Below are 17,911 nucleotides of genomic sequence, written 5' to 3' on the forward strand. Positions count from 1 at the left end.
GTTAATGGGAAGCGTGGCGCACGGCTTCGACGACAATGGTGCCGTCGGCGCTGCCCAGATGGGCGCCAAACAGCGCCTGGCCGTCCGGACCGGTCACCGTCACCGGCTGGTCCACATGCGAATCGAGACGGATGACGTCGCCCACGGCGAGGGTCAGCAACTGGCTGACATCGACCTCGACCTGGCCCAGCGATACCGACAGCGTCACCGGCATATAGCCTAGCACGCCACGCAAATCGGTACGCGCCGGCAGCGCCAGTTTTTGCGGCGCGGGCAAGTCCAGGCAGGCATGATTGAGCACGCACAGCATCGATTGCTCGGCGATGCGCAGCGCCACCATCACGGCACCGCTGGCGCTCCGGAACAGGCGCGCCGGGGGTGCGGCCGTGCCGCTGTCGGCAGGCGCGCGCACGCCCGGCGCGGCGGCCGCAGCCAGGGCATCGGCCAGGGCGGCGCATGCCTCGGCGGCGCTTTGCGCGGCCAGCGAGGCGCCACCCGGTGCGTCCGGCGCATGGCGCTGGTCCGGGGCGAACATCCGTGCCTGCAGGGCCCGTGCCAGCTGGTCCGGCCAGCCGATCCACACGGCTTGTTCGGCTTGGGCATAATGGCGCTGCCATTGGCCGGGACGCAAGGCAGTCGTGTCCCATGCACGCGCGCAGTCGAGCGCGCAGGCGCTGCGCTCGACGCCCCAGGCGCCGGCCCAGGCATCGAGCATGGCGTTGCAGCGCTGTTCGAGCGCGGCCAGGGTGCTGGCCCCCAGCAGAGAGTACGGGCTGACCTGCATGCTTACTTCCTCATGTCGAGCAGGGTCTGGATCATCTCGTTGCTGACGCTAACGATCTGCGATGAAGCTTGATAGCCGCGCTGCATGATGATCAGATTGCTGAACTGCTGGGACAGATCGACGTTGGCGCCTTCGACCACGCCGGCGCCGATCGTGCCGAACAGGCTGGTGCCCGCCTTGCCGATATGGGCAGTGCTTTGGGTGGTGAACTTATTGCCGCTGATTTCATCGAGCGACTCGATGCGGTCGAAATTGGCCAGGGCAATGTTCACCCCCTTGACCGCTTCGCCGTTCGAGTAGTTCAGCGTCAGGACGCCGTCGGCATCGAAGGTCTGGCTGCGCAGCGAACCGATCGCGAAGCCATCGACATTGCCCGACTTGAGCGATGACGAGCTGCCGTTGGTAACCGAGGTGACGCCGCTCGAAAAATCGAGCTTGACCGACATCGGTGCCATGCCCTTCGGCGTGAAATTGAGCTGGACGGCGTTGGCGGTGATTTGCGGGCTGCCTGTCGTGCTGAACTGCAGCGGACCGGTACCGACCACGGTGCCGGTCTCGTCCTTCGCCGTCACGGTCCAGTTGTTGCCGGTGGCGGGCGGGACGGACGCTGTCTTGCTGAACGTCAGCGCCAGGGTATGCTGGCCGCCGGCGGCATCGAAGATATTGACCGGGCCGACCGTGACATCGGCGGTCGCGTTGGCCGACAGATTGCCGTCGAACTTGATCGAGGTGGTCGCCTTGCCGGCATTGTTCTGCAAGCCAGACAGCGAGATATCCTGCAGCATGCCGCCCGGACCGAGGCCGGCCACGCGCGACTTGCCGTCCGAGCTCACCAGGATACCGTCGGCATCGAACTCGAACTGGCCTGCCCGGGTATAGGTCGTGGTATCGCCATCGCGCAGGATGAAAAAGCCGAGGCCGTTGATGGCCAGGTCGAGCGGACGGCCGGTCTGGTTGATCTGGCCCTGGCTGAAGTTGACGCGGGTGTCGAGCGTGTTCAGGCCGGAACCGGTGCCGGTACCATTTTGCGCACCTTCCTGGCTGAACAAGCTGGCGAATTGCTGGTCGACGCCCTTGTAGCCGGGCGTGTTGATATTGGTCAGGTTATTGCCGATCACCTGCAGACCCTTGGAGTAGCCGATCAGGCCCGACATCCCGGTATTGATAGTATTGATCATGAAAGCGCTCTCTTATTGTGCGGAAGTGATTTGGTCCAGGGTAACGCCGGTGAATACGGCGCCGTTGGTCTGGGTGATGGTCAGCTGCGCCTGGCCGGACACGAACTGGATGGCCGAGACCCGGCCGGTGACGCTCGGCCCGCCATTGGCACCGCCGCTGCCGACCCCGACGTTTCGGCCGAGCAGGCCCACCGACTGGGTGACGGCTTGCTGTTCGAGCATCTGGTCGATCTTGGCATTGAGCTGGGTGCTCTGCTCGAGGGTGGAAAACTGGGCCAGCTGAGCGACGAATTCCTGGTTGTCGAGCGGCTTGAGCGGGTCCTGGTTGGACAGCTGGCTGGTCAGGATTTTCAAGAACTCCTGCAAGTTCAGATTGTTGACTTGGCCCGGGCCGCTGCTGCTGGAAATCGCCATGGTGTTGCTCCTCTGGTGTACTGCTGTGTTTGATCTGGATGATCTGGACTAAGGCGCTTGCTCGCCTGGCCCGGATGGGCCGGTATTCAGGTGCGCGTATGCCGCCGCCGCGATGGCTACTTCCGGTGCACCGCCGGCGCCGGCGCCAGCGCGGTCTTCTTGCCGTTCAAGGTCAGCGCATTGAGGGTCAAGCCTTCCGCCTGCATTTCTTTTTTCAGGGCGTACGCCAGCGCGTTGGCCTGGAACTGCGACAGTGCGGCGTCGCGGATCCAGGCTTGCACGCCCTCGCCATCGTGAAACAGATGCATGCTGCGCAAGGCGTACGGCAGCTCGTCGGCCGCGCTCTCGCCGCCGCTGGCCGGCGCTGCTGCGGGCGGCGCCTCGGCCTGTTCGGCGTGCTCTTGCGTCATCGGTGAGCGCGCCCCCTGGCGCGCCGGCGGTGGCGCAGCCACGGCAGCGCTGCGCGCCGCGCCAGCCGGGCCCGCCGGCTCGGCGGCGCCGCGCATAGCGGGGTTGGCCATCAAGGCGGCGCCTGGCATGCTGCCGGCGGCGGCGGGCGCCAGCGCAGCGGCCGCCAGGGGCGGCGCGGCGTGGATGCCATGCGCCTCCGGCGCCGCCAGCCCCATCGTCAGCAGACCGACGTGGGCCAGTTCCGCAGTGGCGGGCGCGGCCTGCACCCGCCACTGGCCGCCAGCCACGGGCGCCGGCGGCGTCGTTGCCGGCACCGTGCCGCCTTGCACGGCCGGGCCGGCGTACTGCGCGGGCACTGCCGGCGCCAGCGCGTCCGCGCCAGCCGTGCCGCCCCGCTCTTCGCGCGCGTGGCTTGCGTCATTGTCGGCCTGCTTGCGCGACGGATGGGGCGGCGCCATGTCGATGCCTGCGTCGCCAGCGGCCTGCGGTGCGCCGCCCTGCGCGGGCTGCGCCTCGCTCGCGGCCGCTTGCGGGCGGTTGCCCAGCGCGGCCCGTTCCAGCTCCTGCAGCCAGGCGCCGGACTTGGCCAGGCCGCCCTTGCCCATGAAACCGGCCCCGGCAACGCTGCCGAACCGGCTTACCGCATCAAAACTGTTGCTCATGTTTTTCTACTCCGTGGTCATGACCGGTACCGTGCAAGGTGGACCAGTGATCGTCCGCAGCCTTGAACTGCGCGCAATTTTCTTCTTTGCGAAACTCGGCGAACATCTTGTCGCGATGCTCCTCGACCGCCTCCACCCCGCGCTGTTCGGCCACGATGCGCTCGATTAGCTGGTCGCGTTCGCTGGCCGCCAGCGCGATTTCCTCGCCCTTGCGTTGGGCCTGTCCGCCCAGTTGGCCCAGGTAGGCAATGACGGTGGCAAAACCATCGACGTTAAAGTTCCCCGCCACCTTTGACTGCTGGTGCCAGGCCTGGTTGACCGCCGCGCTTTCGTGCTCGATGGCGCGGCGTTGCTGCTCCAGCTCGGCCAGGCTGGCATTGCGTTCGCCCAGCTCCAGCTTGAGGGCGTCGAGTGCCCAGGTACGCGCGAGCAGCACCGGTTGCAGCGCATACCGAAAACGCTTGCTCATGCCGCCCCCCCCGCCATGATGGTACGCAGCAGTGTCAAGGCTTCACGGCGCGTGCTCGATTCGTGCACCGACTGGCGCAGCACGTCGCGCACGGCGGGGAACAAGTCCATGGCCCGGTCCAGCGCCGGATTGCTGCCGGCCCGGTAGGCACCCATCTCGACCATCTGGCGGTTGCGTTCGTACACGGCCAGCAGTTCGACCACGGCCGACATCAACTTCTGGTCGTCGCGCGTGGTCAGGTCGCCGGCCAGGCGGCTGATGCTCTGCAGCACGTCGATCGCCGGAAAGTGGCCTTCGTGGGCCAGCTGGCGCGAGAGCATGATGTGGCCATCCAGGGTGGCGCGCAAGATATCGGACACCGGTTCGTTAAAATCGTCGCCTTCCACCAGCACGGTGTACAGCGCGCTGATCGAGCCGCCCGAGTCGCTCGTGCCGCAGCGCTCGCACAGGGCGGGAATGTCGGAAAACACCGAGGGCGTGTAGCCGCGCGCGGTGGGCGGCTCGCCCGCGGACAGGCCGATTTCACGGCGCGCCATGGCAAAGCGGGTTACCGAATCCATCATCAGCAGTACCTGCCGGCCCTGGTCGCGGAAATACTCGGCGATCGAGGTGGCCGCATAGGCGGCGCGCGTGCGCACCAGCGCCGGCTGGTCGGACGTGGCCACCACCACTACGCTGCGCTTGATGCCTTCCGGGCCGAGGTGCTTTTCGATGAACTCGCGCACTTCGCGGCCGCGCTCGCCGATCAGGGCGATGACATTGACATCGACCTTGACGTCGCGCGCCAGCATGCCCAGCAAGGTACTCTTGCCGACTCCGCTGCCGGCGAAAATACCCATGCGCTGCCCGCGCCCGAGCGGCAGCAGACCGTCGATGGCGCGGATGCCGGTTTCGATCAGGGTGTCGATGCGCGGACGGGTCAGCGGATTCATCGGCACACCGTACAGTTCGCGGTGATACGCCGCCTTGGGCGGCGCGCCGCCGTCGAGCGGCAGGCCGAAGGCATCCACGGTGCGTCCCAGCAGCGCGTCGCCAACCGGGGTGCGCGCCACTCTGCCCGTGGCCAGTACTTCATTGCCGGCGCCGATGCCGCGCGGCTCGCCGTACGGCATCAGGATCACGCGGCCCGATCTCAATCCGACCACCTCGGCCAGCAGCGGTTCCTGGTCCATGCCCTGGCTGATCTCGCAGATTTCGCCGATCGTCGCGCCCGGACCGGCCGACTCGATGCTCTGGCCTGAAATGCCGACCACGCGGCCGGTACGGCGCGCGAGCGGCACATTGCTCACGGCATCGAGGTAGGCGCGCATCATGATGCTTCCTGCTTGTGGGCGTGCGCGCGGCGCACTTTCAGCAAGGCGTCGCGCACGCTGCCGAGCTGGGTGTCGAGGCGCGCATCGAGGGTGCCGCCGTTGCCGTCAACCAGGCAGCCGCCGATCCGTACCGAGGCATCGGCGCGCAGGTCGAGCCCAGCATCCAGGCTGGCGACCTCGAGCGCGGCGGCGGCTTGCGTCAGCAGCGCATGATCCTGCGGGTGCAGGCGCACCACCAGATGCTCGGTCTTGTGCTTGAAACTGGCCAGGGTCTGCGCCACCATGCCGGCGACCGCGTCGCGCCCGGTGGCAACCATGCCGATCATGCGGCACAGGGCGGTGTACACGATCTCGACGCTGTCGTCCTGGGCTTGTTCGAGCACCTTGGCGCGATTCTGGCTGAGCGCCAGGCCGAGTGCGCCGATGCGTTCGAGCTGGTCATGGATCGCCTTGCGCGCTTGCGCTTCGCCACGCTCCAGGCCGGCGGCATAGCCGCGCTGCTCGGCCACGGCCAGGGCGTCTTGAAGTTCCTTGTCCATGCGCAGGCGGTGGGCTTGCTCGCGCTGCGCCACCAGGGCCAGCGCCTCGTCGGTGGCCTTGGCCACGGCGGCGCGCACGGCTTCCTGGTCAAGCGCGAGGCTGGCCGCCGCCACCGGGGCGAGCGCGGCGACCGGCGCCGCCGGCTGCACCGGCAGCACGGCCGCCCTGGGCACTACGGCCGCCTGCCCTGCCGGCACTGGCGCCGCCTCGGCCTTGACTGCCTTGACGCGGCGCAACTGGCGCGTGCCCGAGGAAATCGTGGGGGTGCGAATGATCGGCATTAGTTGCTCCTCATGGTCGGAGGAGTGCTGAAGCGCGCCAGCAGCGCGCGCAGGCCGCCGCCGCGCGGATTTCTGGCGGACGAGGCCGGCGTGGGCGCTGCCTGTTCCAGGCGGGCGGCCACGGCCCCGAGCAGGAATGCGGCGCGCGCCGGCGCGGCCACGGGCGCGGCCAGCGCGGCGCGGATCTTGTCTTGCCTGGCCGGCGCGAACAGCGCCAGGCAAGGCTCGCCCCAAACCCAGCGCTGCATCCCCAGCACCTGGGCAATCAAGGCGTTCGGCTCGTCTTCAAGCAGGGCGAACATCTGGGCCGAGGTGGCGCGCGCCATCCGTTCGGACGGGTTCAGGCCGGCGCCGCCCGGAGCCGGCGGCGCGCTGCCGAGCGCATCTTCCAGGCTCGATGGATCGCTGGAAAATCCCAGTTCGTCCAGCTCGGCCAGGCAGGCAAGCAGCTCGGTCCGGTCGGATCCGGGCAGCGCATCGAGAATATAGCCGCGGTCCTGCGCGCCCAGGCCATGCAGGGCGACGGCGGCGCGCCGGTAACCGCTCATGGCCGCTCCCACAGGCCGCCATTGACAGCCGGCTCATGCTTGGTGTCGATCCACTGGCGGACCTGAAGCAGCAGGCGCTCGCGTTCCTCGACCGTCAGCGTGGCGGTGGCGGGCGGCTGGGCGCGGCGCAGGATTGCCCATACCAGCAGGGCCAGCATGATCAGTGCGGCAGCGGCCCAGACCAGCTCGGGCGGCACGGCCGGGCGTGCGCGCGCGAGGGCTGGCGTCAAGGCTTGCTGGTCCGCTGCGGCGGCCGCGGCCGCGGCGCGGTCGATGGCATGCTTGTCGCCGGCCGCGCTGCCCAGGGTCGTCATCGAATGAATGATGATCGCGTCGCCGCGCTCGCTGTTCAGGCCCACCGTCAGGGCGACCACTTCCTTCAGTTTTTCCATCTGGTAGTCGCTCAGCGGATTCCTGACCACCACCGCCACCGTCAGGCGGCGCGTGGCGCCCGGCGTCGTCACCGACTGGGCGACCCGGCGTCCGACCTGGTAGTCCGCTTCGGTCGAGCCGCTCGAGAGGCTCTCGCCGCTGCGCGCGCCTGTGGCGCTGGCGCCGCCGCTGGCGGCCGCGTTGTCGCGCACGCTCTGGCGCGAGCGCACTACCACCCCGGTCGGGCTGCCTTCCTGGGTGCCGGAACGGGCCGGCAACACTTCTTCGGTCGTCACCCGGCTCTGGTCGAGATTGAGCAGGACATCGACGGTGGCGATGGTTTCGCCGGCGCCGAAGGTGGCGTCGAGGACTTTGGCCAGTTTGCGCGTCAGGTAGTCGTCGGCGCCGCGTTTGGCGTCGAGCATGGCCGATGCGCTTTCGGTGGCCGCTTCGCCACCGCCGTTGCGCGTGAGCGCCACCCCGTGCTGGTCGAGCACGGTGACATCGGCCGCCTGGATATCCGGCACCGATGCCGCCACCAGGCGCTGGATGCCGCTGACCTGCTCGGCCGCCAGCACATGGTTGGGCTTGGTGACGACGGTGATCGATGCCTTCGGCTTGGTAGTGGTCTTCTTGAACAGGCCCTGCTCCGGCATGGCCAGGTGCACGCGCGCCGAGGCGATGCCGTCGATCGACAGGATGGTACGCGTCAGTTCGCCCTGGATCGCGCGCTGGTAATTCACCTTCTGGACGAATTCGGTCATGCCGAAATCGGCATTGTTGAACACTTCGAAGCCGACCGCGCCATGCAGCGGCAAGTCCTTGCCCATCACCTTCAGGCGCGTCTTGTAGACCAGGTCGCGCGGGACCAGGATAGTGTTGCCGCCGTCGGCCAGCTGGTATGGCACTTTCAGCCGGTCCAGCTCGGCCGTCATGGCCGCCGCGTCGGGTGCGGCGACGTCGGAGAACAAGACCTGGTAGTCGGGCCGGTAGGCCCAGACGGCGATCCCCACGGCCAGGCCGGCGATCAGGGTCACGCCCACCACCAGGCCGGTTTTTGCCCGCGTGCTCAAGGCTTGCAAATTTTCAGTCACAGATGCCACTTTTCACTCTCTCCCTAAACTTGCATGCGCATGACGTCCTGGTACGCTTCGAGCAAACGGTTGCGTACCTGGGCCAGCAGCTGGAATGACAGACGCGCTTCTTCCAGATGGATCATCACGTCATGCAGACTTTGTTCCCCGCCCAGCGCGACTTGTTTGACCTCGTTTTCGGCGCCGATCATCATCGTGTTGACGGCCCCCACTTCCCTGGCGAACCAGGTCTGGAACGGTGCTGCCGCCGTCTCGGGTCCGCTGGGGCCGCTGGCGCCGGTGCTGCCGAACAGGGCGTCGGCCGCGGCCGGCCCGGCGGTGTCCACGCCCGGGAGCGCCGTCAGTGCCGTGATGGCCTCAAGCGTCATGACTGGCCTCCGATTTCCAGTGCGCGCGACGCCATCGTCTTGGCCGCCTTCAGGGCCACCACGTTCGCTTCATAGGCGCGCAAGGCGCTCAGCATCGTCATCATTTCGGACGTCTGGTTCACGCCCGGATAGGCCACGAAGCCCTTGGCGTCGGCGTCCGGGTGGGCCGGCTCGAACACCATGCGCGGCGCCACCTCTTGCGGCGCGATGCTGGCCACTTCGGCGCCGCCGGCGGCGATGTGCCCCATCTGCTCCGAAAACGTCAGCGGCACGGCGCGCGAAATGACTTGCAGCGGCCGGTACAAGGCCTTGCCGGCGCCGGCCGTGCTGTGCATATTGGCCAGGTTGGCGGTGCTGACGTCGAGGCGCAGTTTCTCGACCGCCATGCCGCTGGCGCTGATCTGAAACAGGCTGTGTTGATCCATTATGATTTCCCGTCGGTAATGGCGGTCCGCAGGTTCGCGTAGTGCCGGCTCAGCATCTTGAGCAAGGTCTGATGCTGCAAAGTGTTTTCGGATAAATGCGCAATCTCCATTTCGAGCGAGACGGCGCCGCTGTCGGCCGCTGCCATGCGCGGCTGCAGGTCGGCCAGCATGGACGGGGTGAGCGGGCGCCCGGCCTGGACTTCGGCGCGCGCCTGTGCCAGGCTGCCCTCGAAGCTCACGCCGAGCGCCTGGTAGCCGGGCGTGTTGACGTTGGCGATATTGTGCGCGATGGCCTGGTGGCGCATGCTTGTCGCGTCGAGCGCGACGCCGATGATGGCGCTGATGTTCTGGTCGAATTGGATAGGCATCCTGGGCGGCTTTCTGGGGTCGGTTCGGGGTTGGGCAAGCGTTATTGGACGATCAGCTCGGCATGCAGCGCGCCGGCGGCCTTGACCGCGCGCAGGATCGAGATGATGTCGCGCGTATTGGTCTTGATGCGGGTCAGCGCCTGCACCAGGTCGGCCACGGTGGCATTATTGGGCGCCACGTAACCGGTCTCGCGCCGCTCTTCCACGCTGACCCGGCTGTTAGAGAAGCTGGCGGTACGGATCGCTTCGCCCGGACGCACCAGCATGTCCGGCTGCGAAACGGCGTTGTCGGTGACGATCGACACCTTCAGGTCGCCCTGAGAGATGGCCACGCGCGAAATGCGCACGTCGCCGCCCGAGACCACGGTGCCGGTACGTTCGTTGATGACGACCTTGGCGCGCCGGTCCGGCTCGACCCGCACGTTTTCGACCATGGTCAGGAAGTCGGTCAGGCGCTTGCGGCGCGCTTCCGGCACGTGGATCTCGACCCCGGCCGGGTCGCTGGCATCGGCCACCTCGCTGCCCATCTGGGCATTGATGGCCGCGGCGATGCGGCTGGCGGTGGTGAAGTCCGGCTCGGCCAGCACGAAGGTGATGGTATTTTGCGCGCTGAGCAGTTTACTCGTCACGCCCAGCTCGATCGTGGCGCCGTTCGGCACCGCGCCGACGGTCGGGTGGTTCATCTGTACCACGTTGCCGTTCATGTCGTAGCGGTAGCCGCCGACCGTCACGGCACCCTGCCCGAGCGCGTACACGCGCCCGTCCGGCCCCTTGAGCGGGGCCGCCATCAGGGTGCCGCCGACCAGGCTGCGGGCGTCGCCGACCGAGCTGACGCTGATGTCGAGCTGGTCGCCCTCGCGCGCGAACGGCGGCAGGCTGGCCGTGATCATCACGGTGGCCACGTTGCGGCTCTGGATATCCTCGGCGGAAACGGCGATGTCGAAGCGCGAGAGCATATTCGCCAGCGACTGGCGCGCGCTCTTGCTGCGCCCCGAGTCGCCGGTGCCGGCCAGGCCGGTCACCAGGCCGTAGCCGGTCAGCGCGTTGTCGCGCCAGCCGGCGATCTTGCCCATATCCTTGATGCGGATCGCCTGCGCATGGCAGCTCGCGCTGAACACGCAGGTGAGCGACAGCAGGGCCAGAAACATCGTGTTCTTCATTTTCATCACAGTCCAAACCACGTCAATACCTGCTGCCACCAGCCCGGTCTTTGTTTATCCGACAAGTCGCCGGCGCCCACGTAACTGATCTTGGCATCCGCGATGCGGGTCGAAAATACGACGTTGGTGTCGCTCAGGTCCTGGGTGCGGATGCGTCCCTCGACCCGGATCTGCTGGCGTTCGTTATTCACTTCCAGCAGTTGCTCGCCGGCCACCAGCAAGTCGCCGTTGTCGGTGATGTCCTTGACGATCACGGTGATTTGCGCCAGTACCTTGCCCTCGCGCACGGTCTGGCCGCGGCCATCCATATTGTTGTTGGTCTGGATGCCGACCCCGCGCGATTTGTGCGGCAGGTCGACTTCGGCATTGATGTTGGCGTTGCGCCGCGCCGTCGTGTTGGCGGTGCTGGTCGCACTGGCATTTTCGACGACCATGATGGTCACCAGGTCGCCGCGGCGCCGCGCCTTCTGGTCCGAGGCGAGCGCCTTGTAGCTACCCTCCTTGTACAGGCTGGTCGCCTGGACGGTGGCGCTCAACATGGCACTTGCGCACAGCAATCCCAGGGCCTGGCCGAGCCGCCACATGAGATATTTGCTCGTTATACACTTGCTCATTAAATACTTATTCATAAGATACTTATCCATCATTTTCCTTCCGCCTGTACCAGGCCGGCACCAAGCACGCGCGCGCTGATCGCTTCCATGCCCGCCTCGGGCTTGACCCGGACCAGCTGTCCCATTCCGCCATCCTGTTGCGCCACGGCGCGCGTCTCGATCGACACGGCGCCCTCGGCCAGGACCAGCCGGACCGTGTCGCCGCGGTACACCAGGCCTTGCTGCGCCACATGAGCGAGCAGCACTACCTGGCCGCGCGCCACCGCCTTCACCGTGCGCGCCGACGGCGCCAGCTGGGCTACCGGCAGCATGCTGTCGGCCACTTGCACCACGTCTTCGGGCCGCTGTTCCACATCGTTCGGACCGAGCACCGTGCCGGGCGCCAGATCGCGCCGCGCCACGTAGGCCATGCGGGTCAGCTTGACCGTGAACGGCACCAGCACCGAACGCACCGGCTTGCCGCCCACCGCGACGTCCACATACACCGCCTGGCGCGCGCGCAGCTGCGTGGGGTCGACGATGCGGGTCGACAGCACCGGCTCGCCCAGCGGCAGGGCCAGGTCGGGCACATTGCCGGCCACGCGCAGTTCGGCGTCCGCATACCTGCCGCCCAGATGCTGGCGCAGGGCTTCGCTGGCGGCGCGCTGCAGCGCGTCGGCGCCGAGCTGGCGTTCGGCCGCGCGCACCTTGACCGCGCGCGCGCCGCTCCAGGCCAGCGTGGCGCCGGCCGGCAGCGCGCGCGCATGCATCAGGCGTTCGAGTTCCGCACGCGCATACTGTTCAACGGCGCCGACCCGCGGCGCCGGGCCGACCCGCAGGGCTTCGAGGGCGTTCTGGAGGGCGGCGTCGGCGGCGGCCACCGTCAGCAGGTCGGCCAGTACGATCTCGGCCCCCCTGACGGTGGCGTCGGCGCGCAAGACCAGCTGTACCGGCGCCGCGGCCCGGGACAGCAGCGGCAGCGCGCAGGCCGCCAGCAGGGTCAAGGCGCGCAGGCGCGGCCGCAGGGAAAGAATCGACATGGCTGGGCGCTCGCTTATTTGCGCAGGTTGTTGCTCATGGCGAGCATTTCATCGGACGCCTGGATCACCTTGACGCTCATTTCGTAGGCGCGCTGGGCCGTCATGAGGTTGACCATCTCGTTGATCATGTTCACGTTCGACATTTCGGTGAAGCCTTGCGCCAGGGTGCCGACCCCATTTTCGCCCGGACGCGCGAAAATCGCTTCGCCCGACTTGGCCGACGGCTTGTACAGGTTCTGGCCGAGCGGCGTCAGGCCGGTCGGATCGGCGAAGGTGGACATGTCGATGCTGCCGACCTCGGAAACGCCGTTTTGGCCATTGGCCCGGACCATGACCTTGCCGTCGGCCATGATGGATACCGACTTGACGTCGCTGCCGATATGGATGCCCGGTTTAAGCATATTGCCTTCCGGGGAACTGAGAAAACCGTCGGCATTGACCTGCAGCGCGCCGCCGCGCGAATACGCGCGGGTACCGTCGGGCAGGCTTACTTCAAAGAAGCCGGCGCCGCTGATGGCCACGTCGAGCATGCCGTCGGTCTTTTTCATTTCGCCCATGCTGAACTGCTGCGACATCGACAGCACGCTCACGCCGGTGCCGTGGGCAGCGTTGGACGGCGCCAGGCTGAGCGCTTCAGCGCCCGCCGGCTGGCCCATGCGGTAGACCATGTCCTGGAAATTGACGCGGCCGGTCTTGAAGCCGGGCGTGGTCAGATTGGCCAGGTTGTTGGCGATGGTATCCAGATTTTTTTGCTGGGCCTGCATGCCTGTGGCAGCGATATACAGTGAATCATTCATGATGCTCCTTAGAACTCCCCGAGTTTGCTGACTGTTTTTTGGAATACATCTTCATAGCCTTGCGCGACCTTGATCATGGTCTCGAAATGGCGCAGGGTTTCGGTCAGGCGGATCATTTCCTGCGGCGAGCTGACATTCGAATTTTCAAGAAAGCCGCTGCGCACCCGCGCCACGCCGGTCTGGTCGGCCACGCTGGCGTCGCCCTGGGCCAGCAATCCATTACCCATCGGCAAGAGTGCCTGCGCATTATTGAATTGGACCAATTTAAGCTGTCCGACGGTCTGGCCGCCCTGCCTGATCTTGCCGTCGGCCTCGACCGAAAACGGTCCGGGCGCCAGCACGATCTCGCCGCCCAGCCCGACCAGGGCGCGGCCGTCGCCATTGCACAGGCGTCCGCGCGGGTCGACCTGCAAGGTGCCCTGGCGCGAATAGGCGGTGCCATGCTCGGTGGCGACCTCGAAATAGCCATTGCCCTCGATCGCGATATCCATCGGATTGGCGGTGGCGCGCAAGGTGCCGGCGCTGGTGTCGAGCACGCTTGCACTGCTGGCGTAGGCCGGCGCCGCGGCCCCGCCCATCAGGTCGGCGAACGCACGGCTCACCGGGATGGCCCGCTTGTAGCCGGGCGTCATCACGTTGGCCAGATTCTGGCTGATGCTATCCATCCGCTGCAGATCGTTCTGCATGGCGATACCGGCAATTGTTAGCGCATCCATGTCAAGCTCCCTCCCGGTTAATATTATCTCGTGCAATCTGGTTCATCGCGCCACGGCCTCGGCCAGGTTGATCGACCCGAAGGACTTGAGGTTGACGCTGTTCGGAATTTCCGCCAGCGACAGAATGCGCATGTGCGGAATGACGCGCTCGGACAGCGCGCGCACATGGCGCCGCAGGTCAGGCGAGCACAGCAGCACAGGCATCATATTGTTCTTCATCATCCGTTCCGACTGCGCCATCAGGCGCGCCAGCAGTTGCTCGGCAAATTTGGGTTCGACCACCAGGCGGCTGTTGGCGTCGGCCGCGCGCACGCTTTGCATCAGGCTGTGCTCGATGGTGGGATCGAGGGTCAACACGTTGAGCGCACTGCCCTCGCCCATCAGCGACTGGCAGATGGCGGGCCCCAGCTTTTGGCGCACGATTTCGGTCAGCAACACCAAATCCTTGGTATTGCGTCCATTGTCGGCCAGGGTTTCGGTGATCGCTTCCAGATTGCGGATCGAGACCTTCTCGCGCAACAAGTTTTGCAAGACTTTCTGGACATCGCCCAGGGACATGACCGTTGGAATCAAGTCCTCCACCAGGCCAGGCTGGACGGTGCGGACCCGCTGCAGCAGGCGCTCGGTCTCGGTGCGGGTCAGCAGCATGGCCGATTGCTGCTTGAGCACTTCGCTCAAATGGGTGATGAAGACGGTGGCCGGATCGACCAGGGTGTAGCGCGCCTTGCGTGCCGCCTCTTTTTCGCCATCTTCAATCCACACGGCCGGCAGGCCATACGTCGGTTCACGCGTTTCGATGCCCTGCACGCCCTTGGAATCGGCCCCGCCCTGGATCGCCAGGGTGCGCTCCATCATGATTTCGCCCTTGCCGGACTGCACACCGAACACATTGAGCTCGTAGGAATTCGGCCCCAGCTGGGACGAGTCGCGGAAACGCACGCGCGGCAACACCATGCCCGACTCGAGCGCGTACTGCTTGCGGATGGCGCTGATGCGGTCGGTGAAGATGGTCTGTTCCTTGAACAGGTGCGCCAGGCTGGTGCCGACCATCACTTCGATCGGGTCGACCTGCAGCATGTCGTAGGCGCTTTCCTCTTCCTCATCCTTTTTCTCGTCAGCCTCGGCCTCGGCGCCGGCGCCGTTGCGGGCGGCGCGGCGGATCAGCAGCAGCACGCCGATCAGCATGGCCATGATGACCAGCACCGGCAGCATGGGGATGCCGGGCATCAACAAGATGCCACCCAACACCACGACCACCATCAGGATCGTCTTCGGGAAGGAGGTCAGCTGGCGCAGCACTTCATTGCTGAGGTTACCGTCGGAAGCCGAGCGGGTGACGATCAGGCCGGTACTGACGGCGATCACCAGCGCCGGGACCTGGGTCACGATGCCGTCACCCACGGTCAGCAGGGAAAACGTTTGCAGAGCCTGGCCCCACGGCATGCCTTGCTGCATCACGCCAATAATCAAACCGCCGACCAGGTTGATCAGCATGATGATGATGCCGGCGATGGCATCGCCCTTGACGAATTTGCTGGCGCCATCCATCGCGCCGTAAAAGCCCGATTCCTTTTCCAGGGCCTTGCGGCGGCGCTTGGCTTCTTCCTGGTCGATGAAACCCATGTTCAGGTCGGCATCGATACTCATCTGTTGACCGGGCATGCTGTCCAGCGTAAAGCGGGCGGCCACTTCCGACACGCGCTGGGCGCCGTTGGTGACGACCACGTACTGCACCACGACCAGGATCAGGAATACCACCAGGCCGATGACGTAATTGCCGCCGACGACAAAGGCGCCGATGGCGCCGATGACGTGGCCGGCGTCGGCGTCGGTCAGGATCAGGCGGGTGGCGGCCACGTTCAGCGAGAGGCGGAACAGGGTGGCGATCAGCAGCAGCGAGGGAAAGGTGGAAAACTCGGCCGGCTTGGCGATATAAAAGGTCAACAGCAGGATCAGCAGGGCGAAGCTGAAATTGGTGATGATCAAAAAGTCCAGCAGGCCAGCGGGGATAGGCGCGAACAGGACCGCCAGCACGCCGACCACCAGTGCGACCATGATCAGGTCGGTGTTATTGCCGAAAAACTTGCTTAAGCCCTTCATGTGCGCACTCCCGCGGTGCGCAGGCGCGCCGCGCGCATGGCCTGGACCCAGACCATGATCTTGGCCAGCTGCGGATACAGCTTTTCCGGAACGTATTTATCGAACCCGACTTCACGGTACAGGGTTCTTGCCAACAATTTGTTCTCGACAATCGGAATATGGTGGCGACGCGCAACTTGGCGCATCTTCAGTGCAACTTCGCCGGCGCCCTTGGCGATCACATGGGGAGCGCTATTGGCACCGTGCTTGTAGCTCAAGGCCACGGCCAGGTGGGTTGGATTGGTGATCAGCACATCGGCTTCGGCGACACTGCCCAGGGCCTTGCTGCGTTTGAGCATTTCCTGGCGCAGTTCGCGGATCCGGCTACGGATGCGCGGGTCGCCTTCGCGGTTCTTGTGTTCGTCGGTGACATCACGCTTGCTCATGCGCATGCGCTTGGCGAATTCCCACCGGGAAAATACCAGGTCGATCAGGGCGATCGCGAGCAAGGCCAGCAACAGCTTGACCATCAGCCCGGCCGCCAGGTCGAGCATGATGCGCGCGTAAGCCTTCGGGTTCAGGCCCGTCAAGCCCACCAGGCCGGGAATCAGGTCGACGATGACGAGCCAGGTGATCAAGCCAAGCACGATCAGCTTGATGATGCTTTTGACCGACTCGTACACCGTCCGCATCGAAAAAATCCGCTTGATACCGGTCACCGGGCTGATCCGGTTAAGGTCGGGTACCAGTGGATGCATTGTAAAGATGGGACCGGTCTGTGCCACGTTGGCGGCCACGGCGGCGATCGCAAGTGCCAGGAACAGGGGCGCCAGCACATACAGCATGCCCATGGCCAGGTTCGCCAGCAGCACCGACACCGCGTCGAGCTGCCAATTCATGCGCCCTACCTGGGCCAGCATGTCGAGCTGAAGGCGCATGGTCTGCTTGAAACCATCCCAGGCGACCGCGTACACGCAGGCCGTCATTGCGGCGAGCACGGCCATGGCGGTGAAATCGGGACTCTTGGCCACCGATCCTTTTTTGCGCGCTTCCTCCAGCTTATGCGGGGTTGCGTCTTCGCTCCGATTCGAATCCTGCTCAGACATGTAACAACACCTGCTCCCAATAACTGAAAATAGCGGAATAAATCCGTCCCATCGATGCACCAACGGTGCTGATCGTCATCGCCAGCAATGCCAGCGCGGCCACGATTTTCACCGGAATACTGACCACAAAGACATTCATCTGGGGCAGTACCCGCGAGGTCATCGCAAATCCCACTTCGACCAGCACCAGACAAAACATGACGGGCGCAATCAGCGCCACGCCCAGCGAAAACATCAGGCCGAACTGGCGGATCACGGTCTCGACCGGCCAATTCGCCAAACCCGCGCCGGGCGCCACCTGCTGCACCGAAAACGCAATTCCGCGCATTAAGGCGTGGTGACCTTCCATGCTGAAAAATACGGTCACGCCCAGCATGTTCAGCATCATCGAAAACAGCGGCGACCCGGTCCTGGTGACCGGATCGAATACACTGCCGATTCCAAATCCGCTTTGAATATCGAGTATTTTCCCGGCCACGGAAAACGCACCAAAGGCGGCCAGCGCGCCAAAACCCAGGGTCGCCCCGACGACCACTTCGGCCAGGGCCGCGCCGACCAGCGCCGCCATGTTCACGGGCGCCGCCAGGGTGCCCGCGCCCAACTGCGGGGCCATGACCACGCTCAACGCCAGAGTGAACAGGACGCGCAGCACGACAAATTTATCCAGTCCGGTAAACATCGGCATCATGATAAACAGGGTCCCGATGCGCAGCCATAGCAAAAACACTGTCGCTACCCATGCCGGGTCGATATCCAGCGTCATCACTTGCGCCGGTTCTTAAAGATAATTGGGAATATTACGGATCAGGCTAGCCGAAAAACCCAGCAGCCGGTTCAGCATCCACGGGCCGAATGCCACCAGCACCAGTACCGCCGCAATAATCTTCGGTATATAGGTGAGCGACATCTCCTGGACCTGGGTTACCACCTGCAGCACACTGACCGCCAGGCCCACCACCAGCGTAATGCCCAGCAGCGGGGCGGAAATCAACAGGGCGTTCCACAGCAAATCGGCGAGCAGTTGTACAGCAACGTCAGACTTCACACCAGACTCCCCCGAAACGCGATTAGGATCAATGCACCGACACCACAGCGAGCATGTTGACGCGTTTAAACATGGGGGAGTTTATAGACCTATTTTTTGACTGTCAAAGCAATAAGTATAAAACGTTGGAAACTAAGACACATAAGTC

General features: G+C 65.3%; 20 protein-coding genes and 1 pseudogene. All 21 read right to left on the reverse strand.

Annotated elements, in window-relative coordinates; genetic code table 11:
- Position 1: 1 nt before the first annotated feature.
- The 21 genes and pseudogenes from PO883_RS18470 to fliQ all read right to left on the reverse strand — a co-directional run bounded on the left by PO883_RS18470 (position 2) and on the right by fliQ (position 17,763).
- Positions 2-784: a FliM/FliN family flagellar motor C-terminal domain-containing protein gene (locus PO883_RS18470; protein WP_289311070.1), complete on the reverse strand. Its 783-nt coding sequence runs from the start codon at positions 782-784 to the stop codon at positions 2-4.
- A 2-nt stretch (positions 785-786) separates the two neighbouring features.
- Positions 787-1,962, reverse strand: coding sequence for a flagellar hook protein FlgE (locus PO883_RS18475; RefSeq protein WP_167088105.1), 1,176 nt, complete (start codon positions 1,960-1,962; stop codon positions 787-789).
- A 12-nt stretch (positions 1,963-1,974) separates the two neighbouring features.
- Positions 1,975-2,379: pseudogene (locus PO883_RS18480) on the reverse strand (flagellar hook assembly protein FlgD); the annotation flags it as partial.
- 113 nt (positions 2,380-2,492) lie between these two features.
- Positions 2,493-3,449: a hypothetical protein gene (locus PO883_RS18485; protein ID WP_289311071.1), complete on the reverse strand. Its 957-nt coding sequence runs from the start codon at positions 3,447-3,449 to the stop codon at positions 2,493-2,495.
- Positions 3,433-3,918, reverse strand: a complete 486-nt coding sequence (locus PO883_RS18490; protein ID WP_289311072.1) for a hypothetical protein — start codon at positions 3,916-3,918, stop codon at positions 3,433-3,435. The genes PO883_RS18485 and PO883_RS18490 overlap by 17 nt, the downstream gene beginning before the upstream one ends.
- Positions 3,915-5,231: a FliI/YscN family ATPase gene (locus tag PO883_RS18495; RefSeq protein ID WP_223165047.1), complete on the reverse strand. Its 1,317-nt coding sequence runs from the start codon at positions 5,229-5,231 to the stop codon at positions 3,915-3,917. Before PO883_RS18495 ends, PO883_RS18490 begins: the two co-directional genes overlap by 4 nt.
- Positions 5,228-6,052, reverse strand: coding sequence for a FliH/SctL family protein (locus tag PO883_RS18500; RefSeq protein ID WP_167088101.1), 825 nt, complete (start codon positions 6,050-6,052; stop codon positions 5,228-5,230). The genes PO883_RS18495 and PO883_RS18500 overlap by 4 nt, the downstream gene beginning before the upstream one ends.
- On the reverse strand, positions 6,052-6,600 hold the full coding sequence (locus PO883_RS18505) for a hypothetical protein (RefSeq protein ID WP_167088100.1): 549 nt from the start codon (positions 6,598-6,600) through the stop codon (positions 6,052-6,054). The genes PO883_RS18500 and PO883_RS18505 overlap by 1 nt, the downstream gene beginning before the upstream one ends.
- Entirely contained in the window at positions 6,597-8,066 is a 1,470-nt protein-coding gene (gene fliF, locus PO883_RS18510) for a flagellar basal-body MS-ring/collar protein FliF (RefSeq protein WP_289311073.1), read from the reverse strand. The genes PO883_RS18505 and fliF overlap by 4 nt, the downstream gene beginning before the upstream one ends.
- A 23-nt stretch (positions 8,067-8,089) precedes the next feature.
- Positions 8,090-8,434, reverse strand: coding sequence for a flagellar hook-basal body complex protein FliE (fliE, locus tag PO883_RS18515; RefSeq protein WP_167088098.1), 345 nt, complete (start codon positions 8,432-8,434; stop codon positions 8,090-8,092).
- Complete coding sequence (gene flgC / locus PO883_RS18520; RefSeq protein ID WP_167088097.1) at positions 8,431-8,859, reverse strand: flagellar basal body rod protein FlgC; 429 nt, start codon at positions 8,857-8,859, stop codon at positions 8,431-8,433. Before flgC ends, fliE begins: the two co-directional genes overlap by 4 nt.
- On the reverse strand, positions 8,859-9,227 hold the full coding sequence (locus tag PO883_RS18525) for a flagellar basal body protein (protein ID WP_167088096.1): 369 nt from the start codon (positions 9,225-9,227) through the stop codon (positions 8,859-8,861). The genes flgC and PO883_RS18525 overlap by 1 nt, the downstream gene beginning before the upstream one ends.
- A gap of 41 nt (positions 9,228-9,268) precedes the next feature.
- Positions 9,269-10,393, reverse strand: a complete 1,125-nt coding sequence (locus tag PO883_RS18530; RefSeq protein ID WP_167088095.1) for a flagellar basal body P-ring protein FlgI — start codon at positions 10,391-10,393, stop codon at positions 9,269-9,271.
- Positions 10,393-11,016, reverse strand: coding sequence for a flagellar basal body L-ring protein FlgH (locus PO883_RS18535; protein ID WP_289311074.1), 624 nt, complete (start codon positions 11,014-11,016; stop codon positions 10,393-10,395). Before PO883_RS18535 ends, PO883_RS18530 begins: the two co-directional genes overlap by 1 nt.
- Before the next feature lie 14 nt (positions 11,017-11,030).
- Positions 11,031-12,020, reverse strand: a complete 990-nt coding sequence (gene flgA / locus PO883_RS18540) for a flagellar basal body P-ring formation chaperone FlgA (RefSeq protein WP_167088094.1) — start codon at positions 12,018-12,020, stop codon at positions 11,031-11,033.
- A 14-nt stretch (positions 12,021-12,034) separates the two neighbouring features.
- The gene (flgG, locus tag PO883_RS18545) at positions 12,035-12,817 is read right to left on the reverse strand and encodes a flagellar basal-body rod protein FlgG (RefSeq protein WP_289311075.1); all 783 of its coding nucleotides are present in this window, start codon (positions 12,815-12,817) and stop codon (positions 12,035-12,037) included.
- A gap of 8 nt (positions 12,818-12,825) precedes the next feature.
- On the reverse strand, positions 12,826-13,533 hold the full coding sequence (locus PO883_RS18550) for a flagellar hook-basal body protein (RefSeq protein WP_167088092.1): 708 nt from the start codon (positions 13,531-13,533) through the stop codon (positions 12,826-12,828).
- A gap of 42 nt (positions 13,534-13,575) precedes the next feature.
- Positions 13,576-15,633 (reverse strand): flagellar biosynthesis protein FlhA, encoded by a 2,058-nt coding sequence (flhA, locus tag PO883_RS18555; RefSeq protein ID WP_167088091.1) that lies wholly within the window; start codon positions 15,631-15,633, stop codon positions 13,576-13,578.
- Entirely contained in the window at positions 15,630-16,718 is a 1,089-nt protein-coding gene (locus PO883_RS18560) for a flagellar biosynthesis protein FlhB (protein ID WP_167088090.1), read from the reverse strand. Before PO883_RS18560 ends, flhA begins: the two co-directional genes overlap by 4 nt.
- Complete coding sequence (locus tag PO883_RS18565; protein ID WP_289311076.1) at positions 16,711-17,481, reverse strand: flagellar biosynthetic protein FliR; 771 nt, start codon at positions 17,479-17,481, stop codon at positions 16,711-16,713. Before PO883_RS18565 ends, PO883_RS18560 begins: the two co-directional genes overlap by 8 nt.
- A gap of 15 nt (positions 17,482-17,496) precedes the next feature.
- Complete coding sequence (fliQ, locus tag PO883_RS18570; protein WP_167088088.1) at positions 17,497-17,763, reverse strand: flagellar biosynthesis protein FliQ; 267 nt, start codon at positions 17,761-17,763, stop codon at positions 17,497-17,499.
- Between the last annotated feature and the right edge of the window lie 148 nt (positions 17,764-17,911).

Source organism: Massilia sp. DJPM01 (assembly GCF_030348125.1).
Taxonomy (GTDB): Bacteria; Pseudomonadota; Gammaproteobacteria; order Burkholderiales; family Burkholderiaceae_D; genus Telluria_A; species Telluria_A frigida.

What these genes read in the sequence shown, in the direction of transcription:
- flgA (WP_167088094.1), bottom strand. Translation starts at nt 12,020, where the DNA reads ATGTCGATTCTTTCCCTGCGGCCGCGCCTGCGCGCCTTGACCCTGCTG.
- PO883_RS18470 (WP_289311070.1), bottom strand. Translation starts at nt 784, where the DNA reads ATGCAGGTCAGCCCGTACTCTCTGCTGGGGGCCAGCACCCTGGCCGCG.
- PO883_RS18525 (WP_167088096.1), bottom strand. Translation starts at nt 9,227, where the DNA reads ATGCCTATCCAATTCGACCAGAACATCAGCGCCATCATCGGCGTCGCG.
- PO883_RS18530 (WP_167088095.1), bottom strand. Translation starts at nt 10,393, where the DNA reads ATGAAAATGAAGAACACGATGTTTCTGGCCCTGCTGTCGCTCACCTGC.
- PO883_RS18475 (WP_167088105.1), bottom strand. Translation starts at nt 1,962, where the DNA reads ATGATCAATACTATCAATACCGGGATGTCGGGCCTGATCGGCTACTCC.
- PO883_RS18485 (WP_289311071.1), bottom strand. Translation starts at nt 3,449, where the DNA reads ATGAGCAACAGTTTTGATGCGGTAAGCCGGTTCGGCAGCGTTGCCGGG.
- PO883_RS18535 (WP_289311074.1), bottom strand. Translation starts at nt 11,016, where the DNA reads ATGAATAAGTATTTAATGAGCAAGTGTATAACGAGCAAATATCTCATG.
- PO883_RS18560 (WP_167088090.1), bottom strand. Translation starts at nt 16,718, where the DNA reads ATGTCTGAGCAGGATTCGAATCGGAGCGAAGACGCAACCCCGCATAAG.
- flgC (WP_167088097.1), bottom strand. Translation starts at nt 8,859, where the DNA reads ATGGATCAACACAGCCTGTTTCAGATCAGCGCCAGCGGCATGGCGGTC.
- flgG (WP_289311075.1), bottom strand. Translation starts at nt 12,817, where the DNA reads ATGAATGATTCACTGTATATCGCTGCCACAGGCATGCAGGCCCAGCAA.
- PO883_RS18550 (WP_167088092.1), bottom strand. Translation starts at nt 13,533, where the DNA reads ATGGATGCGCTAACAATTGCCGGTATCGCCATGCAGAACGATCTGCAG.
- flhA (WP_167088091.1), bottom strand. Translation starts at nt 15,633, where the DNA reads ATGAAGGGCTTAAGCAAGTTTTTCGGCAATAACACCGACCTGATCATG.
- PO883_RS18565 (WP_289311076.1), bottom strand. Translation starts at nt 17,481, where the DNA reads ATGACGCTGGATATCGACCCGGCATGGGTAGCGACAGTGTTTTTGCTA.
- PO883_RS18505 (WP_167088100.1), bottom strand. Translation starts at nt 6,600, where the DNA reads ATGAGCGGTTACCGGCGCGCCGCCGTCGCCCTGCATGGCCTGGGCGCG.
- PO883_RS18495 (WP_223165047.1), bottom strand. Translation starts at nt 5,231, where the DNA reads ATGATGCGCGCCTACCTCGATGCCGTGAGCAATGTGCCGCTCGCGCGC.
- PO883_RS18490 (WP_289311072.1), bottom strand. Translation starts at nt 3,918, where the DNA reads ATGAGCAAGCGTTTTCGGTATGCGCTGCAACCGGTGCTGCTCGCGCGT.
- PO883_RS18500 (WP_167088101.1), bottom strand. Translation starts at nt 6,052, where the DNA reads ATGCCGATCATTCGCACCCCCACGATTTCCTCGGGCACGCGCCAGTTG.
- fliE (WP_167088098.1), bottom strand. Translation starts at nt 8,434, where the DNA reads ATGACGCTTGAGGCCATCACGGCACTGACGGCGCTCCCGGGCGTGGAC.